Genomic DNA, 15,564 nt, shown 5'->3' on the forward strand with positions numbered 1-15,564 from the left:
GGCCCGCGCCGCCGGGGGCACGGGTGGGCGCGGCCGGCATCCCGCAGCGCCGTTCGTGCCCCCGCCCCGCCCCGGTGCCCACCCCGCGCACCGGTCAGCGCCCCGACCGGCCCCGGCAAGCCCCGGCGTGGGTGACACCGACCCCGGTACTGTCGACACAGACGCCAAGACGCACCCCTGCGTCTCCTGCCAACGCGTTGAGGTGGAATGTGAAGGCGATCCGTCGATTCACCGTCCGACCCGTCCTCCCCGACCCCCTCCGGCCGCTCAGCGATCTGGCCCGCAACCTGCGCTGGTCCTGGCACGCGGAGACCCGTGACCTGTTCCAGACCGTCGACCCGGAACGCTGGGCCGCCTCGGGCGGTGATCCCGTGCGGCTGCTGGGCAGTGTGCCGCCCGGGCGGCTCGCGGAGCTGGCCGGCGACCGGCGGTTCCTGCGCCGCCTCGCCGCGGTCGAGGGCGATCTGCACGACTATCTGACCGGCGACCGCTGGTACCAGAGCCGGCCCGACCGGCTCCCCGCCGCCATCGCCTACTTCTCCCCGGAGTTCGGCATCACCGCGGCCCTGCCGCAGTACTCGGGCGGCCTCGGCATCCTGGCCGGTGACCACCTGAAGGCGGCCAGTGACCTCGGTGTGCCGCTGATCGGCGTGGGCCTGCTGTACCGGCACGGCTACTTCCGGCAGACCCTGTCCCGGGACGGCTGGCAGCAGGAGCACTACCCGGTGCTCGATCCCCACGAGCTGCCCGTGGCGCTGCTGAAGGAGGCCGACGGCACCCCCGCCCAGGTCAGCCTCGCGCTGCCCGGCGGCAGGTCGCTGCGGGCCCGCATCTGGCTGGCGCAGGTCGGCCGGGTGCCGCTGCTGCTGCTGGACTCCGACGTCGAGGAGAACGATCTCGGCGAGCGCGGGGTGACCGACCGGTTGTACGGAGGCGGCAGCGAGCACCGGCTGCTGCAGGAGATGCTCCTCGGCATAGGGGGCGTACGGGCCGTGCGGACGTACTGCCGTCTCACCGGGCATCCCGAACCCGAGGTCTTCCACACCAACGAGGGGCACGCCGGCTTCCTCGGGCTGGAGCGGATCGCCGAGCTGTGCGCCCAGGGGCTGGAGTTCGACTCCGCGCTGGAGGCGGTGCGCGCGGGCACCGTGTTCACCACGCACACGCCCGTGCCGGCCGGGATCGACCGGTTCGACCGGGAGCTGGTGGCCCGGCACTTCGGTCCCGACGCCGAACTCCCGGGGATCGACGTCGACCGCGTGCTGCGGCTGGGCATGGAGACCTACCCGGGCGGCGAGCCGAACCTGTTCAACATGGCCGTGATGGGGCTGCGCCTCGCCCAGCGCGCCAACGGCGTCTCCCTGCTGCACGGCCAGGTCAGCCGCGAGATGTTCGCCGGACTGTGGCCCGGCTTCGACCCCGACGAGGTGCCCATCACCTCGGTGACCAACGGGGTGCACGCCCCGACCTGGGTCGCCCCGGAGGTGTTCCGGCTCGGCGCCCGGCAGATCGGGCCGCACCGCGCGGAGGACGCCCTCACGGTGGGCGGCTCGGAGCGCTGGGACGCCGCCGCGGACATCCCCGACCAGGACATCTGGGAGCTGCGGCGCGCACTGCGCGAGCAGCTGGTGCTGGAGGTCCGCAGCCGGCTGCGGACCTCCTGGCGGCAACGCGGCGCCGGGACGGCCGAGTTGGGGTGGATCGACTCGGTGCTCGACCCCGACGTGCTCACCATCGGGTTCGCCCGGCGCGTGCCGTCGTACAAGCGGCTCACGCTGATGCTGCGCGACCCCGACCGGCTGATGGAGCTGCTGCTGCATCCCGAGCGGCCCGTGCAGATCGTCGTCGCGGGCAAGGCCCATCCGGCCGACGACGGGGGCAAGCGGCTCATCCAGGAGCTCGTGCGGTTCGCCGACGACCCGCGCGTGCGGCACCGGATCGTCTTCCTGCCCGACTACGGCATGGCCATGGCGCAGAAGCTCTACACCGGCTGCGACGTCTGGCTGAACAACCCGCTCAGGCCCCTGGAGGCGTGCGGCACCAGCGGGATGAAGGCGGCGCTCAACGGCTGCCTCAACCTCTCCGTGCGCGACGGCTGGTGGGACGAGTGGTTCGACCCCGACTTCGGCTGGGAGATCCCCACCGCCGACGGGGCCGGCGTCGACCCCGACCACCGGGACGACGTGGAGGCCGCGGCCCTGTACGACCTGCTGGAGCGGCGCGTGACCCCCCGCTTCTACGAGCGCGGCCGGGGCGGGCTGCCCGACCGGTGGATCGAGATGGTCCGCCAGACCCTGGCCCGGCTGGGGCCGAAGGTGCTGGCGGGGCGCATGGTGCAGGAATACGTCGAGCGGCTCTACACGCCCGCGGCCCTCGCCCACCGCTCGATGGACCCGGACGCGGCCCGCGCCCTGGCCGAGTGGAAGGCCCGGGTGCGCGCCGCCTGGCCCGGTGTCACCGTCGACCACGTCGAGACGTCCGCCACGGCGGCGACGGCGGAACTCGGCACCACCCTCGGCCTGCACGTCCGGGTGGGCCTCGGGGACCTCGGCCCGGACGACGTGGAGGTGCAGGCGGTGTCCGGCCGGGTCGACGAGGAGGACCGGATCACCGACGCGAGCGCCGTGCCGCTGAAGCCGGTGAGCGGGCCGGACCAGGAGGGGCGCTGGGTGTACGAGGGGCCGCTGTCCCTGGACCGCACCGGACCGTTCGGCTACACGGTCCGCATCCTGCCCGCCCACCCGCTGCTGGCCTCCAGCGCGGAGCTGGGCCTGGTGGCGGTGCCGTCGGAGGAACTGGTGGCGGCGGCCGGACTGCTCATGCGGTGAGCGTCACGACTCGGCGTCCCGCGTGCTCAGGCGCTGGAGTACGGCCCCGCAGCGGCGGGCGTAGGCGTGCTGCAGCCCGCGGGTCGCCGGGCCGCCCGCGCGGGCGTACCACTTGGCCGCGCGGCTGAAGGCGTTCACGGTCAGCCAGACCGTGCCGTCGCCCGTGCGGTCCACGACGAAGGACTCCTCGCCGCACTCCGGGTGGCCGGCCAGCGTGCCGTACGCCCAGCCGGCGCGGCGGGGTTCCTCCACCGTCCAGACGACACGGCAGGGCGCCTTGATCATCCCGGCGAGGGTGACGGTGACCTCGACGCCGGGCGCGGCCCGCTCCGCGCTCGCGTCCACGCCGACGCCCAACGCCCGGTGCATCTGCCAGGTCAGGACCGCCTCCGAGGCCCGGCGGAAGACCTGCTCGCCCTCGCCGAGACGGGTGCGCACGTGCAGGGGGCGGAAGCCGGGCGGGCAGAAGCCGGCGGTACGGGTGCCGCCGACATCCTCGTAGGTGAAGTCCTCCACAGACATGGGCCCAAGCCTAGGGCGGCACCCGGGAATGCCTTCGTCCCGGGTGCCGCCGTCTCAGCTGGTGGTCAGCGCACGCTGGTCAGTTGACGTTGACCGCTGCCCAGGCCGCCGCCACCGCCTTGTACTCGGCGCTGCTCGCGCCGTACAGCGCGGAGGCCGCGTTCAGGGTCGCCGTACGGGCGCCGGAGTACTTGGTCGTCGACGTCATGTACGTCGTCAGCGCCTTGTACCAGATCTGCAGCGCCTTGGTGCGGCCGATGCCGGTGACCGTGGAGCCGTTGGAGGTGGGCGAGTTGTAGGTCACGCCGTTGATGGTCTTGCTGCCGCTGCCCTCGCTCAGCAGGTAGAAGAAGTGGTTCGCGGGGCCCGAGGAGTAGTGCACGTCCAGGGACGCCAGGCGGGAGGACCACGCGTCGGCGGAGCTGCCGTCCTTGCTGGGCTTGTCCATGTAGCGCAGCGGGGTGCCGTTGCCGCGGATGTCGATCTTCTCGCCGATGAGGTAGTCGCCGACGTCGGTGGCGTTGTTGGCGAAGAACTCCGCGCCCGTGCCGAAGATGTCGCTGGTGGCCTCGTTCAGGCCGCCGGACTCGCCGCTGTAGTTCAGGCCCGCGGTGTTCGAGGTCAGGCCGTGGCTCATCTCGTGGGCGGCCACGTCCAGGGAGGTCAGCGGCTTGGCGTTGCCGTCGCCGTCGCCGTACGTCATGCAGAAGCACGAGTCGGACCAGAAGGCGTTGACGTAGGCGTTGCCGTAGTGGACGCGCGAGTAGGCGGCCTTGCCGTCGCCCCGGATGCCGTTGCGGCCGAAGGTGTTCTTGTAGAAGTCCCACGTCACCTGGGCGCCGTAGTGGGCGTCGGCGGCGGCGGTCTCGGCGTTGGAGGCGCTGCCGTTGCCCCAGATGTCGTCGGAGCCGGAGAACAGGGTGCCGGTGCCGGAGGTGCCGCGGTTGAGGTTGTAGGTCTTGTGGCCGCCGCGCGCGCCGTCGGTCAGGTTGTACGCCGACCCGGACTGCGTGGTGCTGAGGGTGACCTTGCCGGAGTACATGGTGTTGCCGGTGCCGGTCTCGACGCCCTGGTACTCGTAGAGCTTCTTGCCCGTGGCGGCGTCGGTGATGACGTGCAGCTCGTTCGGGGTGCCGTCCTCCTGCAGGCCGCCGACGACCGTCTCGTAGGCCAGGGTCGGCTTTCCGCTCGCCGCCCAGATCACCTTGCGGGGCGCGGAGTTGGCCTCGGTCTTCGCCGAGCCGGCCGCCCGGGCGAGGGTCACGGCCTGCTTCTCCGCCTTGGCGGCGGCGATCGCGGGCTTGAGGGAGGCGACTCTGAGGGCGGCCTTCGTCGCCTTGGTGACACCCTTGGTCTCGCCCGACTTCGACTCGTGCACCACGAGGTCGCCGCCGAGCACCGGCAGGCCGGCGTAGGTGCGCTCGTAGCGGGTGTGCACCGTGCCGTCGGCGTCCTTGACGACGTCCTTGACGACCAGCTTCTCCTGCGCGCCGAGGCCTATCTTCTCGGCGGTGTCGGAGGCGTCCGCCTGCTGCTCCTTGATGAGCGAGGTGCGGGCGGAGGCCGACAGCAGGACGGGGGCGGCGGCGAGTTGAGGCCGGCCGGCGGGGGCGGACTCGGCGGCGGCGCTGCCCGTGGCGGTCAGGCCGGTGGTCAGCAGGGCACCGGCCGCGACGGCGGTGGCGATGGCCAGGGTGGTGCGCTGGTGACGCGTGTAGCGGGGGGTCACACGAGCTCCTTGGTGTGGGGAGTTGTGGGGGAGTACTGAGGTGCTGGTGCGGCGGGTGGGGGAAGAGTGGCACTTGAGACGCGTACATGTCAGGACTGTCGCGTGATGTTGACCGGAATTCGACGGCCGGATGAATGTTTCGGGCGTGTGAACGGGCGCCGCCCCGGGGTCGGTCGACCTCCGGGGCGGCGCCTGGCCCGAGCAGGGCTCTACGGGAAGGTGAGCTTCCAGCCGTTGATGTACCCGGTGTCCTGGGCCGCCTGGTCCTGCACCCTCAACTTCCAGGTCCCGTCGGCGACTTCGGAGGAGGCGTCGACCGTGTAGGTCTCCTTGACGTTGTCCGCGGAGTCGGAGGAACTGAAGTTCTTCAGCCGGTACGCGGTGCCGTCCGGGGCCAGCAGGTCGATCACCAGGTCGCCGCGCCAGGTGTGCACGATGTCGACCGATACCTGGAGGTTCGCCGGGGCGTTGCCCGACCGGCCGGACACGGTGACGGAGGAGGTGACGGCCGCGCCGTTGTCCGGAATCGACACGTCGGCCGTGTTCTCGAAGGAGGTACCGCCGCCGCCTCCGCCGCCGGAGCGCGAGCCGACGTTCACGCCGGCCCAGGCGTCCTGGACCGCCTTGTACTCGGCGCTGTCCGTGCCGTACAGCTCACCGGCCGCCGCCAGGGTGCCGGTGCGGGCGCCCGCGTAGTTGGTCGTCGAGGTGAACTTGGTGGTCAGCGCGCGGAACCAGATCTTCTCCGCCTTGGCCCGGCCGATGCCGGTCACGGGAAGGCCGTCCGAGGTGGGCGAGTTGTAGGTGACCCCGTTGATGGTCTTGGTGCCGCTGCCCTCGCTGAGCAGGTAGAAGAAGTGGTTCGCGGGACCGGACGAGTAGTGCACGTCGACCGACCCGATGCCGGAGTACCAGCTGTCCTTGGACGAGCCGTCCCTGCTGGGCTTGTCCATGTAGCGCAACGGGGTGCCGTCGCCGTTGATGTCGATCTCCTCGCCGATGAGGTAGTCACCGACGTCGGAGGAGTTGTTCGCGTAGAACTCCACCGTCGAGCCGAAGATGTCGCTGGTGGCCTCGTTCAGACCGCCGGACTCGCCGCTGTAGTTCAGGCCCGCCGTGTTCGACGTCAGCCCGTGGGTCATCTCGTGGGCGGCCACGTCGATGGAGGTCAGCGGGTTGACGTTGCCGGAGCCGTCGCCGTACGTCATGCAGAAGCAGCTGTCCGACCAGAAGGCGTTGACATAGTTGTTGCCGTAGTGCACCCGGGAGTACGCGCCCTTGCCGTCGCCGCGGATGCCGGTGCGGCCGTGCACGTTCTTGTAGTAGTCCCAGGTGAGCGCGGCCCCGTAGTGGGCGTCGGCGCCGGCCGACTCCGCGTTCGAGGGGGTGCCGTTGCCCCAGATGTCGTCCGGGCCGGAGAATAGGGTGCCGGTGCCGGAGGTGCCGCGGTTGAGGTTGTAGGTCTTGTGGCCGCCGCGTGCGCCGTCGGTCAGGTTGTACGCCGACCCGGACTGCGTGGTCGTCAGCTCGACCGTGCCGGAGTACACCGTGTTGCCGGTGCCGGTCTCGACCGCCTCCCAGGAGTACAGCTGCGCGCCCGTGGCGGCGTCCGTGACGACGTGCAGCTCCTGCGGGGTGCCGTCGTGCTGGAAGCCGCCGACGACCGTCTCGTAGGCCAGGGTGGGCTTCCCGTCCGCCGCCCAGACCACCTTGCGGGGCGCCCGGTCGATGTCCGGGCTCGTGGCGTCCTCGGCCCGCGCGGCGGCCAGGGCCTGCCGCTCGGCCCGCGCGGCGGGCACGGCGGCCTTCGTCGTGGCCGGTGCGATGGCGGCGCGGGTGGCCTTCACGACGGAGGCGGTCGCCTCGGACGCGGTGCGCGCCACGACCAGGTCGCCGCCGAGCACCGGCAGACCGTCGTAGGTGCGCTCGTAGCGGGTGTGCACCGTGCCGTCGCGGTCCTTCACGACGTCCCGGACCACCAGCTTCTCCTTGGCGCCCAGGCCCAGGTCCGCGGCCGTCTGCGCCTTGGTGGCGTCGGCCTCGCGGATCAGCGCGGCGCGCTGGGCGGGGGAGAGCCGGACCGACTCGGAGCCCGGCTTCGCCTGGCCCGCGGCCCGCGGCGCCTGCTCCGGGGCGGCGGTGGCGGTGCCGGACTGCACGGCGGCGGCGAGCAGGGCGGACACGCCCACGAGGGCCAGGGCGGCGGCCCGGCGGGGCGTGGCGGAGGGGGTGCGTCTGTGGGAGGTGCGTCTGCGAGAGGAACTGCTGCTCAACACTGACTCCTTCTGCGCGGCCGCGGGTCGCGCGGCCTGGGGAGACCGGACGGCGGGTGAGCCGGCCGGGCAGAACGGCGGTACGCAGAACCAGGTGCTGACGTGCGCGGGAGCAAGAACCGGGGCACAGCGGTGGGCGACCCCGTGGGGTGCTGCGGGGGTGCTGTGAGGGTGCTGTGCGGCGGCCGTGGGAAGCGTGGCAGGCGACCGCGCTTGCTGTCAGGAGCGCGTCAAGAAGTTGGCCGGAAATCGTTCGTTGTCCGGGAATTCACGTTCGATATACGGAAGAGCCGCCCGCAGGGCGCCGCGTATCAGGCGCGGTCCCCGTGCCACGTCCGCCACAGCCGCGCGTACGCCCCGCCGGCCGCCACCAGCTCCTCGTGCGAGCCGAGTTCGGTGATCCGGCCGTCCTCCATGACGGCCACGCGGTCCGCGTCGTGCGCGGTGTGCAGCCGGTGCGCGATCGCGATGACGGTACGGCCCCGCAGCACGGCGGCCAGGGCCCGCTCGGTGTGGCGGGCCGTGGCCGGATCGAGCAGGGCGGTCGCCTCGTCGAGGATGAGCGTGTGAGGGTCGGCCAGCACCACCCGGGCCAGGGCCAGTTGCTGGGCCTGCGAGCCGTCGGTGCGGTGGGTTCGCTGGTCGAGCGGGGTGTCGAGCCCGTCCGGCAGCTCCCGTACCCAGGTGTCCGCGCCCACGGCTTGCAGCGCCGCCCACAACGCGGCGTCCCCGGCGGACGGTTCGGCGATCCGCAGGTTGTCGCGGACCGAGCCGAGGAAGACGTGGTGCTCCTGGGTGACCAGCACGACCTGCCGGCGCAGCCGCTCGGGACCGAGCGCCACGACCGGTACGCCGCCCACGGTCACCGTGCCGGCGGTGGGCGCGTCGATGCCCGCCAGCAGCCGGCTCAGCGTGCTCTTGCCCGCGCCGGAGGGGCCGACCACGGCCAGCCGCTCCCCGGGCGTCACGGTGAGGTCGACCCCGCGCAGCACCTCGACGCCCCCGTCGTAGGCGTAGCGCGCGCCCCGGACGTCGATACGGTCGTCCGCCGGATCCGGGCAGTCCCCGTCCTCGGCGGCGCGCGGCGCCCGGGCCAGCCCCTCCACCCGGGCGAAGGAGGCCCCACTGCTCTGCAGCTGCTCGACGCGCATCAGGATCTCGTCGAGCGGCCCGCCCAGCTGGCGCAGGTACAGCGCCGCCGCCACGACCGCGCCCAGGCTCACCACCCCCCGCGTGTGCAGCACTCCGCCGAGCAGCAGCACCCCGGCGACCGGAACGCCGTACGACGTCTCCACCACCGGGAAGAACACCGAGCGCAGGTACAGGGTGTGCAACCGGGTCCGCCGGGACGCCTCCAGCGCCTCCCGGCTCGCGGCGATCCGGCGCTCTTGCAGCCGGAACGCCTCGACCGTACGGGCCCCGGCCGCCGTCGCCGCGAGGATCTCCGCCACGTCGGAGGTGGCCGCGCCCTCGGCGAGATAACCGGCCCGGGCCCGGCGCAGATACCAGCGCAGCACGCACCAGATGGGCGTGAGCCCCACCACCGCCAGGGCACCGAGCAGCGGGTCCAGCGCGAACACCGCGCCGATCAGGAACAGCGCCTCCACGGTGTTGATCAGCAGGACCGGCCCCGCGTCGCGCAGGGTGGTGCCCACGGTGGTCACGTCGGCGGTGCCGCGGGCCGTCAGATCGCCGGTGCCGGAGCGCTCCACGACGGACGCGGGCAGCGCGAGGGCGCGCTCCACGAACTGTTCGCGGACCCGGGCCAGGGTGCGTTCGCCGAAGCGGTGTCCGACGTAACGGGCCCAGCGGGCCAGGAGCAGCTGCGCGAGGGCGCACAGCAGGATGAGGACGGCCAGGCGGTCCACGGCGCCGGGCGTCGCCCCGGCCCGCACCCGGTCGATGATCCGCCCGAGGAGCCAGGGACCGGCCAGTCCGGCGAGGGCCGCCAGGGCGTTGAGGCCCAGGACGGTGCAGAAGGCCCGGGCGTCCGCCCGCACCAGGGCGGTCACGGCCCGGCGTACGTCGCGCGGTGCGGCGACGGGGAGCTGGGCCGCCCGGGCGGCCGGTACCGCCCCGCGTCCCCGGCGGTGCTGCCGGTCCGTCACCCCGCGACCTCCTGGCTGTCGGTGTCCCGGGCCACCAGGGCGCGGTAGCCCGGCTCGTTCTCGAGCAGCTCGCGGTGGGTGCCGGTGGCCGTGACCTTGCCGTCGGTCAGGTAGTGCACGGTGTCCGCCTGGTCCAGGACCAGGGGCGAGGTGGTGGTCACCACGGTCGTACGGCCCCGGCGGGCCGCGCGCAGCCGGGCGGCGACCGTGGCCTCGGTGTGGGCGTCCAGCGCCGAGGTCGGCTCCACGGCCAGCAGGATCTCGGGGTCGGCCAGGACCGCCCGGGCCAGCCGCACGCGCTGGCGCTGGCCGCCGGACAGGCTGCGGCCCTGGGCGGCCACCACCGAGTCGGGCCCCTCGGGCAGGCCCAGGACGACGTCCTCGGCGGCGGCCGCGTGCAGGGCCCGGGCCAGCTCGTCGTCCCCGGGGGTGCGCCGGCCGCCCACCATCTCGCGCAGCGGCCCGGCGAACAGGTCGGCCTCGTGGCCGGCGACCAGGATCCGCTCCCTCACCTGCGCGAGGGCGATGGCGTCCAGCCGGGTCCCGCCCCAGGTGGCGGCCGACGGGGCGTACCGGCCCAGCCGGTCCAGCACGGCGGCGGCGTCCCCGGGCCGGGCGGTGACCAGCGCGGTCAGCCGGCCGGGCGTCACCCGCACCCCGGAGTCGGGGTCGTACAGCACGGCCGGTTCGGCGGGCGCGTCGGCGGTGCCGGTGTCGGCCGGGGGCTCCAGCCGCAGCAGCCGTACGACGCGCCGGGCGGCCACCACCCCCCGGCTCAGCTGGTACCCGCACTCGATGAAGAACGCGACCGGCCCCACCAGCACGGCCACATAGCCGTACACCGCGACCAGTTCGCCCACGGTGATCCGCCCCTGCGCGGCCAGCCGCGCGGCGAGCCACGTCACCACCGCCAGGAACAGCGTCGGCAGGCCCACGCCGAGCGCCTGCATCCAGCTGGTCACCGCGCCGACCCGGTAGCCCTGCTCGCGCAGCCGCTGCGAGTCGCGGCGGAACGCGTCGGCGATCAAGCTCTTGCCGCCGAGACCGCCCAGCACCCGCAGCCCGCCCGCGAGGTCCCCGATCCGCGCGGTCAGCACACCCTGCCGCTCCCGGTACTCCGTCTCCGTGCCCTGTAACCGCCCCATCAGCGGCCCCACGACGACGGCGATCACCGGCACCCCGAGCAGCACCACCCCGGCCAGCAGCGGCGAGACCGCCAGCAGCAGCCCGGCCACCACCGTGTAGGCGACGACCGCGCCGACGCCCGGCCCGACGACCGTCAGCGACTGGCTGACGGTCTGCACGTCGCCCACCCCGATCGTGACGACCTCCCCGGCCCCGGCCTGCCGGGACAGCGCGCCGCCGAGCCGCACCACCTGCCCCAGCACCACCTTCACCGTGCGGAAGTTGGCGTCCATCCGCACCCGGGTCATGGTGCGGTGCCGCATGATGCTCAGCCAGGCGTTGAACGCCCCCACCACGACCAGCTCCCCCGTCCAGCCCGCCAGCGCGCCCGTGTCACCGCTCTCCAGCCCGTCGTCGATCGCCCGCGACATCAGGTACGGCGCCGCCGCCAGCAGCACCATCCAGATGCTGCCGTACAGCGCCCCCAGGGCGCAGCGCCCCGGCTGCCGGGTGACCAGCCACCACAGGTAGCGGGCCCCGCCCCGGCAGTCGGGCGTGCCGGGGTCCGCGTACGCGTCGATCATCCGTCCCCCCGGGGCGTGCTCACGCCAGGCTGTCCCGCCACGCCCGGTGCAGGTCCGCGAACCGGCCGGTGCCCGCGACGAGCTCGGCCGGGCTGCCGTCCTCGACGATCCTGCCGCGCTCCATCACCAGCACCCGGTCGGCGATCTCCACGGTCGACAGCCGGTGCGCGATGACGACCGCCGTACGGCCCTTGAGCACCGTCGCCATCGCCCGCTGCACGGCCCGCTCGCCGGGGACGTCCAGCGAACTGGTCGCCTCGTCGAGGATCAGTACCGCCGGGTCGGCCAGCAACGCCCGGGCGAAGGCGACCAGTTGGCGCTGCCCGGCGGAGATCCGGCCGCCCCGCTTGCGGACGTCGGTGTCGTAGCCGTCGGGCAGGGCGGCGATGAAGTCGTGCGCGCCGATCTCCTTCGCGGCCTGCTCGATCTCCTCGCGGGTGGCGTCCGGACGGCCGATGGCGATGTTCTCGGCGACCGTGCCGGAGAACAGGAACGCCTCCTGTGTCACCATCACCACCCCGCGCCGCAGCTCGGGCACGGCCAGGTCGCGCAGATCGACACCGTCCAGCAGCACCCGCCCCTCGGACGGGTCGTAGAACCGCGCGAGCAGCTTGGCCAGGGTCGACTTCCCCGCGCCGGTGGAGCCGACGACCGCCACCGTCTGCCCGGCCGGAACGGTCAGGTCGAAACGCGGCAGCACCTCCCCGCCGGTGCGGTAGGCGAACCGGACCCCGTCGAAGACGACCTCCCGGCCCGGCCCGCCGCCCCGCGGCGCCGGCAGCTCCTGGGGCACCGACGGCTCGGGCACGGACGGCGTCTGGGCGAGCAGCCCGGCGATCTTCTCCAGCGAGGCCGCCGCCGACTGGTAGGAGTTCAGGAACATGGCGAGTCGGTCGATCGGGTCGTACAGCCGCCGCAGGTACAGCACCGCCGCCGCCAGCACACCGAGGGCGAGCGTGCCCTCCGCGACCCGGGAGGCGCCCCACAGCACGATCGCCGCGACCGCCGCGTTGGCGACCAGCCGTGAGCCGGTGACGTACCGGGCCATCTCCAGCAGCGCGTCGCCGTTGCTGCGCTCGTGCCGCCGGTTCAGCACACGGAAGTCCGCGTCGTTGGCGGCCTCGCGGCGGAAGGCACGCACCGGGCGGATGCCGTTCATCGTCTCCACGAACTTCACGATCACGGCCGCGATGGCGGTGGACCGCCGCCCGTACACCTGCGCGGCACGCCGCCGGTAGACCCGTACGAGGAGGTACAGCGGCCCGAAGGACGCCACCGCCACCGCGCCGAGGCCGAGGTCCAGCCAGAGCAGCATCGCCGAGATGTAGACGAACGACAGGATGACCGAGACCAGCTCCTGCAGCCCCTCGTCCAGCAGCTCGCGCAGCGACTCGACGTCGGTGGTGGAGCGGGAGATGAGCCGGCCGGAGGTGTAGCGCTCGTGGAAGTCGACGCTCAGCGCCTGCGCGTGGCGGAAGATCCGGCCCCGCAGGTCCAGCAGCACGTCCTGGCTGACCCGGGCCGAGGCGGCGATGAACGCGTACTGCAGCCCGCCCGACGCCAGCGCGCACGCCAGGTACCCGGCCGCCACCGCGACCAGCGGCCCGTGGTCGCCGCCCCGCAGCGCGGGCACGGCCCGGTCGATGGCGTACGCCACCAGCAGCGGGCCCGACTGCACGGCCGCCTGCTGGAGCAGCAGCAGGAGGGAGGTGAGGGCGACGCGGGCCTTCCTCGGGGCGAGCAGGGAGCGCAGCAGGGCGGCGGTGGCGCCCGGGGGAGTGGGCAGCACGTCCCGGTCGAAGGGCTCGCCCGCCTCGGGGGGCTGGTCGCCGGGCCGCTCCTTGGCCGGTGCGGTGGTGGCCGCCGTCATCGCTCGTCCTCCTGATCCCCGGAACCGGACATGAGATGGGCGTACTCGGCGTTGGTGCGCAGCAGGTCGTGGTGGGTGCCGACGGCGGTGATCCGGCCGCCGGACAGCAGGGCGACGCGGTCCGCGAGCAGCACGGTGGACGGCCGGTGCGCCACGATCAGGGCCGTGGTGTCCGCCAGGACCCGGCGCAGGGCCGCCTCGACGGCGGCCTCCGTGTGCACGTCCAGCGCGGACAGCGGGTCGTCCAGGACGAGGAACTCCGGCCGGCCGACCACGGCCCGGGCGAGCGCGAGCCGCTGCCGCTGCCCGCCGGAGAGGCTGAGCCCCTGTTCGCCGACCTGGGTGTCGGCCCCCTGCGGCAGGGCGTGCACGAAGTCGGCCTGGGCGACGGCCAGGGCCCGCTCCAGCTCCGGCCGCCCGGCTCCGTCCCCGGCGCCCATGAGTACGTTGTCGGCGACGCTGGCGGAGAACAGCGTGGGCTCCTCGAACGCGACGGCGACCCTGGCGCGCAGCTCCTCCCGGGACATCTCCCGGATGTCCACGCCGTCCAGGGTGATCCGCCCCGAGGTCACCTCGTGCAGCCGCGGCACGAGCGCGGTGAGGGTCGTCTTGCCACTGCCGGTCGTGCCGACCAGGGCCATGGACTCGCCGGGGAGGATGTGCAGGTCGATGTCCTGCAGCACGGGCGGAGAGTCCTCGGGGGCGTCGGGGTAACGGAAGGTGACCCTGTGGAACCGCAGCCCACCGTCCCGCCCACGCACACCGGCGAGGCCGGTGCGCGCTGACATGGTGGGCCCGCTGTCCTCCGGCTCCGAGCCCGGCCTGGTGCGGGACCGCACCGCAGGCCGGTCATCCTCCGGCTCCGCGTCCATCACCTCGAAGTACCGCTCCGTGGCCGTCGCCGCCTCCTGGCTCATCGCCAGCAGGAACCCGATCGACTCCACCGGCCACCGCAGCGCCAGCGCCGTCGACAGGAACGCCACCAGGGTCCCCGCGGACAACGCCCCGTCGGCCACCTGCACGGCCCCCACCACCAGCGCCGCGCCGATGGCGATCTCCGGCAGCGTCACGATGACGCCCCAGATCGTCGCCAGCAGCCGGGCCTTGCGCAGTTCCGTCCCGCGCAGCGTCCGCGACAGCTCCCGAAAGGCCCGGGCCTGGCTGCGGTGCCGCCCGAAGCCCTTGATGATCCGGATGCCGAGCACGCTCTCCTCGACCACGGTCGTCAGGTCCCCGACCTGGTCCTGGGCGAGCCGCGCCGCCTGGGCGTACCGCTTCTCGAAGATCAGGCACATCACCACCACCGGCACGGCCGGACCGAGGATCACCAGCCCCAGCGTCCAGTTCTGCACCAGCATGATCACCACGCCGACGAGGATGGTCACCCCGTTGACGAGCAGGAACGTCAGCGGGAAGGCGAGGAACATGCGCAGCAGCATCAGGTCCGTCGTCCCCCGGGACAGCAACTGCCCCGAGGCCCACCGGTCGTGGAAGGCCACCGGCAGCCGCTGCAGATGCCGGTACAGGTCCGCCCGCATCTCCGCCTCGACGTGCGACAGGGGCCGTGCCACCAGCCACCGCCGCAGCCCGAACAGCAGCGCCTCCGCGCACCCCAGCAGCAGCAGGTACAGCGCGCCGAGCCACACCCCCGCCGGGTCCCGGTCGGCGACCGGGCCGTCCACCAGCCACTTCAGCACGAGCGGGATCACCAGCCCCAGGCAGGAGGCCACGATCGCGACGAACGCGGCGGTGAACAGCCGCATCCGCACGGGCCGCACGTACGGCCACAGCCGCAGCAGCGTGCGCACGGCGGAACGGTCCTGGGTGGGGGCGGGTGCCGAACGGCCTTGAGTGGGGGCAGGCGTGGTGGACATCAGCAGCGAGCCTACGGATCGCCACGGACCCTGCCCACCGAGTTTTGACCCGTCCGTGGTCGGCCCCTGGTCCTACGACCTGCCGGGGCGAGCAGCCGTCCGCACCCAGGCGGCCGCCTCAGCGCTCCGCAACCCGCAATTCGAACCACGTCGTCTTCCCGCGCGGCAGCAGGTCGACGCCCCACCGGTCGGACAGTTTGTCCACCAGGAACAGCCCCCGGCCGCTGAGGTCCATCTCCTGCACCGGCATCAGGCAGGGCAGTCCGCGGGAGGGGTCGCGCAGCTCTACGCGGATCCGGCCGCGGGGGCGGCGCATGCGCAGCCCGAACACGCGGGCACCGGTGTGCCGTACCGCGTTGCCGACCAGTTCCGACACCAGCAGCACGGCGTCCTCCGTGGTCCGGGGGCCGAGCCGCCACTCGCGCAGCACCACCACCTGGGCGAGCCGCCGGGCGATGGCCGCGGACTCGGGACGGGACGGGAGGATCACCTCCGCGTGCGCCGGGTCGCCGTACTCCTCCAGCGCCTTGAGGCCGTGCTCGTCCTCGACCGCCGGCGACCAGCGCGCCGCGGTCGCACGTCCGTCTCCCCGCGGCTGTTCCATGCCCTCCAGCCCCGCCATCCCCCCATCATGGCCGTCCCGCGCGCCCG

General features: G+C 73.6%; 9 protein-coding genes. 1 reads left to right on the forward strand and 8 read right to left on the reverse strand.

Annotated elements, in window-relative coordinates:
* Nucleotides 1–209: 209 nt before the first annotated feature.
* The gene (locus AB0K80_RS18585) at nt 210–2,828 is read left to right on the forward strand and encodes a glycosyltransferase family 1 protein (protein WP_365670856.1); all 2,619 of its coding nucleotides are present in this window, start codon (nt 210–212) and stop codon (nt 2,826–2,828) included.
* 3 nt (nt 2,829–2,831) lie between these two features.
* Here AB0K80_RS18585 and AB0K80_RS18590 read toward each other — a convergent pair whose 3' ends face one another.
* The 8 genes from AB0K80_RS18590 to AB0K80_RS18625 form a co-directional block, all read right to left on the reverse strand.
* Nucleotides 2,832–3,350 (reverse strand): DUF1990 domain-containing protein, encoded by a 519-nt coding sequence (locus AB0K80_RS18590; protein ID WP_365670858.1) that lies wholly within the window; start codon nt 3,348–3,350, stop codon nt 2,832–2,834.
* A gap of 79 nt (nt 3,351–3,429) precedes the next feature.
* Nucleotides 3,430–5,079 (reverse strand): M4 family metallopeptidase, encoded by a 1,650-nt coding sequence (locus AB0K80_RS18595; protein WP_365670860.1) that lies wholly within the window; start codon nt 5,077–5,079, stop codon nt 3,430–3,432.
* A gap of 209 nt (nt 5,080–5,288) precedes the next feature.
* A complete protein-coding gene (locus tag AB0K80_RS18600) occupies nt 5,289–7,352 on the reverse strand; it encodes a M4 family metallopeptidase (RefSeq protein WP_365670862.1) in 2,064 nt (687 codons plus the stop codon).
* A 311-nt stretch (nt 7,353–7,663) separates the two neighbouring features.
* Complete coding sequence (locus tag AB0K80_RS18605) at nt 7,664–9,460, reverse strand: ABC transporter ATP-binding protein (RefSeq protein ID WP_365670864.1); 1,797 nt, start codon at nt 9,458–9,460, stop codon at nt 7,664–7,666.
* Nucleotides 9,457–11,169, reverse strand: coding sequence for an ABC transporter ATP-binding protein (locus tag AB0K80_RS18610; RefSeq protein ID WP_365670866.1), 1,713 nt, complete (start codon nt 11,167–11,169; stop codon nt 9,457–9,459). The genes AB0K80_RS18605 and AB0K80_RS18610 overlap by 4 nt, the downstream gene beginning before the upstream one ends.
* Nucleotides 11,170–11,188: 19 nt before the next feature.
* Entirely contained in the window at nt 11,189–13,039 is a 1,851-nt protein-coding gene (locus AB0K80_RS18615) for an ABC transporter ATP-binding protein (RefSeq protein WP_365670868.1), read from the reverse strand.
* The gene (locus AB0K80_RS18620) at nt 13,036–14,913 is read right to left on the reverse strand and encodes an ABC transporter ATP-binding protein (RefSeq protein WP_365670870.1); all 1,878 of its coding nucleotides are present in this window, start codon (nt 14,911–14,913) and stop codon (nt 13,036–13,038) included. The genes AB0K80_RS18615 and AB0K80_RS18620 overlap by 4 nt, the downstream gene beginning before the upstream one ends.
* Before the next feature lie 118 nt (nt 14,914–15,031).
* Nucleotides 15,032–15,535: an ATP-binding protein gene (locus AB0K80_RS18625; protein ID WP_365670872.1), complete on the reverse strand. Its 504-nt coding sequence runs from the start codon at nt 15,533–15,535 to the stop codon at nt 15,032–15,034.
* Between the last annotated feature and the right edge of the window lie 29 nt (nt 15,536–15,564).

Origin of the sequence: Streptomyces sp. NPDC052682, from assembly GCF_040678435.1 — a bacterium.
Lineage (GTDB): Bacteria > Actinomycetota > Actinomycetes > Streptomycetales > Streptomycetaceae > Streptomyces.